9 protein-coding genes are annotated in these 6483 nt (G+C 38.3%); 4 read left to right on the forward strand and 5 right to left on the reverse strand.

All coding sequences use genetic code 11. From position 1 onward, the window contains the following. Positions 1-408, reverse strand: a 408-nt coding sequence (locus tag IMQ56_RS18255) for a helix-turn-helix domain-containing protein (RefSeq protein ID WP_001698846.1), incomplete at its 3' end; no start/stop codon positions are given. 87 nt (positions 409-495) lie between these two features. On the opposite strand from IMQ56_RS18255, the gene tetC reads away from it, so the two are divergent. Next, on the forward strand, positions 496-1089 hold the full coding sequence (gene tetC / locus IMQ56_RS18260) for a tetracyline resistance-associated transcriptional repressor TetC (protein ID WP_000428546.1): 594 nt from the start codon (positions 496-498) through the stop codon (positions 1087-1089). Positions 1090-1201: 112 nt separating this feature from the next. On the opposite strand, the gene tet(B) is transcribed toward tetC, so the two are convergent. Beyond that, positions 1202-2407: a tetracycline efflux MFS transporter Tet(B) gene (gene tet(B) / locus IMQ56_RS18265; protein WP_001089072.1), complete on the reverse strand. Its 1206-nt coding sequence runs from the start codon at positions 2405-2407 to the stop codon at positions 1202-1204. Positions 2408-2488: 81 nt separating this feature from the next. Here tet(B) and tetR(B) point away from each other — a divergent pair, with 81 nt between their 5' ends. Continuing rightward, positions 2489-3112, forward strand: coding sequence for a tetracycline resistance transcriptional repressor TetR(B) (gene tetR(B) / locus IMQ56_RS18270; protein WP_000088605.1), 624 nt, complete (start codon positions 2489-2491; stop codon positions 3110-3112). On the opposite strand, the gene IMQ56_RS18275 is transcribed toward tetR(B), so the two are convergent. From IMQ56_RS18275 to IMQ56_RS18285, 3 genes are read right to left on the reverse strand one after another with little or no spacing between them, the layout of a single operon-like run. Beyond that, complete coding sequence (locus tag IMQ56_RS18275; RefSeq protein WP_001284954.1) at positions 3090-3776, reverse strand: winged helix-turn-helix domain-containing protein; 687 nt, start codon at positions 3774-3776, stop codon at positions 3090-3092. The genes tetR(B) and IMQ56_RS18275 overlap by 23 nt on opposite strands. 7 nt (positions 3777-3783) lie before the next feature. Then, the gene (locus IMQ56_RS18280) at positions 3784-4170 is read right to left on the reverse strand and encodes a hypothetical protein (RefSeq protein WP_000460651.1); all 387 of its coding nucleotides are present in this window, start codon (positions 4168-4170) and stop codon (positions 3784-3786) included. Continuing rightward, complete coding sequence (locus IMQ56_RS18285) at positions 4163-4483, reverse strand: antibiotic biosynthesis monooxygenase (RefSeq protein ID WP_196064123.1); 321 nt, start codon at positions 4481-4483, stop codon at positions 4163-4165. The genes IMQ56_RS18280 and IMQ56_RS18285 overlap by 8 nt, the downstream gene beginning before the upstream one ends. A 443-nt stretch (positions 4484-4926) precedes the next feature. Here IMQ56_RS18285 and gltS point away from each other — a divergent pair, with 443 nt between their 5' ends. Continuing rightward, a complete protein-coding gene (gene gltS / locus IMQ56_RS18290; RefSeq protein ID WP_000599533.1) occupies positions 4927-6132 on the forward strand; it encodes a sodium/glutamate symporter in 1206 nt (401 codons plus the stop codon). Between the two features lie 230 nt (positions 6133-6362). Next, on the forward strand, positions 6363-6483 hold a 121-nt coding region (locus IMQ56_RS18295), incomplete at its 3' end, for a LysR family transcriptional regulator (RefSeq protein ID WP_001713919.1).

Genomic DNA, 6483 nt, shown 5'->3' on the forward strand with positions numbered 1-6483 from the left:
TGCCTCCAATTCCCATAATTTATTACGCCGATAATAACTTGGTGTAACCTTAAAAATGTACTTAAATCGACGTGTAAAAGATTGTTGGGAATCAAATTGATATTTTAATGCGATCTCAAGGATAGTTTTTTTCGTCAACCTCAACTCAACAGCCGCTTTCGTCAAACGACGAGCACGAATATAGCTAGCCAGTGTGACCCCTGTTACTTTTTTGAACAGCCGCTGAAAATACCACTTGGTATAACCCGCTTTATTCGCCACATCATCAAGCAGTAAAGACTGATCTAAATTATGTTCAATCCATAATAGAACATCTTTGATAACCGTTGTATGAAACTGCTTATCATCATATCTTAATTGGATGTTATTAGCTTTATTTTGATAGCGAGAATGCTGTTCAATATACATAAAATAACCTAAATGTTCTTAAGATTGTCACGACCACATCATCATGATACCATAAACATACTGACGGTATGTTATTTTAAATCTATCATGGAAAATAAAAATCATCAACAAGAAAATTTTAAGAGTACCTATCAATCACTGGTTAACTCAGCACGAATATTGTTTGTTGAAAAAGGCTATCAAGCTGTTTCAATAGATGAGATCTCGGGAAAAGCGTTGGTGACCAAAGGTGCCTTTTATCATCACTTTAAAAATAAAAAACAATTACTCAGTGCCTGTTATAAGCAGCAATTAATTATGATTGATGCCTACATCACAACAAAAACTGATTTAACAAATGGTTGGTCTGCCTTAGAAAGTATATTTGAACATTATCTTGATTATATTATTGATAATAATAAAAACCTTATCCCTATCCAAGAAGTGATGCCTATCATTGGTTGGAATGAACTTGAAAAAATTAGCCTTGAATACATTACTGGTAAGGTAAACGCCATTGTCAGCAAATTGATCCAAGAGAACCAACTTAAAGCTTATGATGATGATGTGCTTAAAAACTTACTCAATGGCTGGTTTATGCATATCGCAATACATGCGAAAAACCTAAAAGAGCTTGCCGATAAAAAAGGCCAATTTATTGCTATTTACCGCGGCTTTTTATTGAGCTTGAAAGATAAATAAAATAGATAGGTTTTATTTGAAGCTAAATCTTCTTTATCGTAAAAAATGCCCTCTTGGGTTATCAAGAGGGTCATTATATTTCGCGGAATAACATCATTTGGTGACGAAATAACTAAGCACTTGTCTCCTGTTTACTCCCCTGAGCTTGAGGGGTTAACATGAAGGTCATCGATAGCAGGATAATAATACAGTAAAACGCTAAACCAATAATCCAAATCCAGCCATCCCAAATTGGTAGTGAATGATTATAAATAACAGCAAACAGTAATGGGCCAATAACACCGGTTGCATTGGTAAGGCTCACCAATAATCCCTGTAAAGCACCTTGCTGATGACTCTTTGTTTGGATAGACATCACTCCCTGTAATGCAGGTAAAGCGATCCCACCACCAGCCAATAAAATTAAAACAGGGAAAACTAACCAACCTTCAGATATAAACGCTAAAAAGGCAAATGCACTACTATCTGCAATAAATCCGAGCAGTACTGCCGTTTTTTCGCCCCATTTAGTGGCTATTCTTCCTGCCACAAAGGCTTGGAATACTGAGTGTAAAAGACCAAGACCCGCTAATGAAAAGCCAACCATCATGCTATTCCATCCAAAACGATTTTCGGTAAATAGCACCCACACCGTTGCGGGAATTTGGCCTATCAATTGCGCTGAAAAATAAATAATCAACAAAATGGGCATCGTTTTAAATAAAGTGATGTATACCGAATTCGATTGCGTCTCAACCCCTACTTCGGTATCTGTATTATCACGTGTATTTTTGGTTTCACGGAACCAAAACATAACCACAAGGAAAGTGACAATATTTAGCAACGCAGCGATAAAAAAGGGACTATGCGGTGAAATCTCTCCTGCAAAACCACCAATAATAGGCCCCGCTATTAAACCAAGCCCAAAACTTGCCCCTAACCAACCGAACCACTTCACGCGTTGAGAAGCTGAGGTGGTATCGGCAATGACCGATGCCGCGACAGCCCCAGTAGCTCCTGTGATCCCTGAAAGCAAACGGCCTAAATACAGCATCCAAAGCGCACTTGAAAAAGCCAGCAATAAGTAATCCAGCGATGCGCCTATTAATGACAACAACAGCACTGGGCGCCGACCAAATCGGTCAGACATTTTTCCAAGCCAAGGAGCAAAGATAACCTGCATTAACGCATAAAGTGCAAGCAATACGCCAAAGTGGTTAGCGATATCTTCCGAAGCAATAAATTCACGTAATAACGTTGGCAAGACTGGCATGATAAGGCCAATCCCCATGGCATCGAGTAACGTAATTACCAATGCGATCTTTGTCGAACTATTCATTTCACTTTTCTCTATCACTGATAGGGAGTGGTAAAATAACTCTATCAATGATAGAGTGTCAACAAAAATTAGGAATTAATGATGTCTAGATTAGATAAAAGTAAAGTGATTAACAGCGCATTAGAGCTGCTTAATGAGGTCGGAATCGAAGGTTTAACAACCCGTAAACTCGCCCAGAAGCTAGGTGTAGAGCAGCCTACATTGTATTGGCATGTAAAAAATAAGCGGGCTTTGCTCGACGCCTTAGCCATTGAGATGTTAGATAGGCACCATACTCACTTTTGCCCTTTAGAAGGGGAAAGCTGGCAAGATTTTTTACGTAATAACGCTAAAAGTTTTAGATGTGCTTTACTAAGTCATCGCGATGGAGCAAAAGTACATTTAGGTACACGGCCTACAGAAAAACAGTATGAAACTCTCGAAAATCAATTAGCCTTTTTATGCCAACAAGGTTTTTCACTAGAGAATGCATTATATGCACTCAGCGCTGTGGGGCATTTTACTTTAGGTTGCGTATTGGAAGATCAAGAGCATCAAGTCGCTAAAGAAGAAAGGGAAACACCTACTACTGATAGTATGCCGCCATTATTACGACAAGCTATCGAATTATTTGATCACCAAGGTGCAGAGCCAGCCTTCTTATTCGGCCTTGAATTGATCATATGCGGATTAGAAAAACAACTTAAATGTGAAAGTGGGTCTTAAAAGCAGCATAACCTTTTTCCGTGATGGTAACTTCACGGTAACCAAGATGTCGAGTTAACCACCCTTTAGATTCATAAAGCGAAAATAATGCGGCTCCAACGTACCCACCTAAATGGAAACGGCGTTCACTCCAATCTAAACACGCACAACAGATTTTACGTGAATGTTTGGAAGGAACGTCAATTCCCATTTCATGAAAATATTGAATACCACTTAATGTGATCATTGAACCATTTTCAGTGATCCATTGCTGTTGACAAAGGGAATCATAGATCTTAACGGCAACTTCGCCAGCTAAATGATCATAGCAAGTACGTGCTTTTCGTAAATGCACTGGCGTGGAAACTTTGGCATGTACGCCATGGTTTAAGGAGATCCCCATCATACTTTCCATCAATTCAGCAATATCTTTTCCTGCTAGCCGAAAATAACGATGCTTGCCTTGAGCTACTACTGTGATTAGCTGGCAATCTAATAATTTAGATAAATGACTGCTCGCCGTTGAAGCTGATATATTCGCCACAGAACTTAGCTCAGTGGCCGTCCAAGCTCGCCCATCCATCAAAGCACTGAGTATTTTAACTCGTGAAATGTCAGACATAGCCGCCCCTATCGCGGCTATTGAGGACTCAAAGGTAACCTCTTTTCGTATTAAATTAGCCATCGCAAGTTCACTTTATTGCCCAAGGGAGCGTAACAGATGCAGCCATACTATCATTGTCCGTTATTAATATCAGTTGGTTAGCATGGTCACTGTATTGCACTAAAATATTAATGTTATTCTCCGCCAATACTCGTGCTATTTCGCCAAGTTCCCCCGGTTTTTCCTGTTTTAACTTACGAATTAATGGTGTCCGGATCGCAAGTACTAACAGTCCAGCTTGCTCTAGCGCTATTTTAGCTTCCTTTCCTTGTTCAACAAGAAAATGAGCATGGCATTCATCACCAACCGTAAATATCCCTCCCCCTTCCAATCCAATACCTTTATTACCTAATGTTTTTCCTAGTAATGCTAATTGTCCTATTTGATTATCTAAAACAACGTGAACATCAAACATTATCCTTGTCCTTTTTAAATGAATATTCGCGAGTAATATGAGCAGTACTAATTTTGTAAAAATCAAATATTGACTCTCGCCCTTCTTGTTGAGCTTTCGCATGTAAAACATGATTTTTCCATTGCAGAACTGCGTATTCGTTTTCCCACCAAGATAGCGATAACATTTTTCCTTCTGTAGCTAGACTTTGAAAACGTTCAATTGAAATAAAACCAGCTACATGACTTAATAGTGGTCTTAACTCCTCAGCTAAAGTCAAATAGCGAGTTTGTTGGTCGGGTTGTATTTGCACCTCAAATATTACAGCAATCATATTTTTCTCCGTTATTAATCAACAAACAGAGTAATCCACCCGAAAATTAACACTTCGATAAGCAACGAAATATAGAAAGGTCATGCTGCTGTTTTATGTTGTATATCACACTTCTTTAAATTGCTCGGCCTGCGCTTATCATGTTCTCCTTCTCTTATAATTTTGTTTATTATTTATACTTTTTTATTTTTTGCTATCACCGAAAATAGTGCGGATCCCGCATGGTATTTAGGTTTACCCATCATTAAATACCATTGTTGTTATTTTAATCTTTTTAATATTTCATGATTAAGATCACACTAAAATTATGACCCTATTAACTAAAAGTTATGGATACCCTAATAAAACTCATTGTTAAAGATTAGTTAACCAAAGTAACTTCATTTTTCACTATTGTTAAATTGTTATAGTGAAAATTCTGGTAAACTAATAGAGGTAAAAAAATGATCCTAGATGCCAGTTATACATTATTAGTCGCATGTATCGCGCTACTCATAGGAATGTTTGTCGTAAAATTTACCCCGTTCCTACAAAAAAACCACATACCAGAAGCCGTCGTTGGTGGCTTTATTGTTGCAATTGTTCTGTTAATTATTGATAAAACATCAGGTTATTCGTTTACTTTTGATGCTTCATTGCAAAGTTTATTAATGCTCACATTCTTTTCCTCTATCGGGCTAAGTTCTGACTTTTCTCGACTGATTAAAGGAGGAAAGCCGTTAGTTCTATTAACTATTGCAGTAACGATCCTAATCGCCATTCAAAATACTGTCGGCATGAGTATGGCTGTCATGATGAATGAAAGTCCATTTATTGGCTTAATTGCAGGTTCAATTACTCTAACAGGTGGTCATGGTAATGCCGGAGCATGGGGCCCTATTCTCGCTGATAAATATGGTGTAACAGGCGCCGTTGAATTAGCGATGGCTTGTGCAACACTTGGATTAGTGTTGGGTGGTTTAGTTGGCGGCCCTGTTGCCCGTCATCTTTTGAAAAAGGTCTCTATTCCTAAAACAACCGAGCAAGAGCGCGACACTATCGTTGAAGCTTTTGAGCAACCAAGCGTCAAAAGAAAAATCAATGCAAATAACGTTATTGAAACCATTTCAATGCTGATTATCTGTATTGTTGTTGGTGGCTATATCAGTGCATTGTTTAAAGATACTTTTCTGCAACTGCCTACTTTTGTCTGGTGTTTATTTGTCGGTATTATTATCCGTAATACACTGACTCATGTATTTAAACACGAAGTGTTTGAGCCGACCGTCGATGTATTAGGTAGCGTTGCTTTATCGCTTTTCTTGGCAATGGCGTTAATGTCATTAAAATTTGGTCAATTGGCAAGCATGGCAGGGCCAGTATTAATTATCATTGCTGTACAAACTGTTGTCATGGTGCTATTTGCCTGCTTTGTCACCTTCAAAATGATGGGCAAAGATTATGATGCTGTCGTGATCAGCGCGGGTCACTGTGGCTTTGGTATGGGAGCAACACCAACAGCAATTGCGAATATGCAAACAGTCACAAAAGCATTTGGACCATCACATAAAGCTTTCCTTGTCGTTCCTATGGTCGGTGCCTTTATTGTTGATATTTCAAACAGTATCTTAATTAAAATATTTATTGAAATTGGTACATACTTTACCTAATAGCTACACACTACTCGGCGTACTTCTCCTAACAATTTATTATAGGGCAGTATGCCGAGCCGCTTTCTTACCCCGTATATTCCCCTAGTCAATCTATTTAGCTTGCACGTTTACGAATTAATTCTCGTGACAACTAAACCAAAATTTGAATTATGACGAGTATATCTGATTATTTATACTTTATTCGTTAGAATAGTCCGTAGAAATAAATAATCAGTAGGCTACATGGAATGAAATTAAGACATCTCGATATCTTTTATGCTGTAATGACTTGTGGTTCCTTAACGCGTGCGGCTGAAGTTTTACATATTTCTCAACCCGCGGCGAGTAAAGCACTCAAACATGCTGAGC

The organism is Enterobacter sp. Res13-Sevr-PEC09-46 (assembly GCF_015672585.1).
Lineage (GTDB): Bacteria > Pseudomonadota > Gammaproteobacteria > Enterobacterales > Enterobacteriaceae > Enterobacter > Enterobacter hormaechei_C.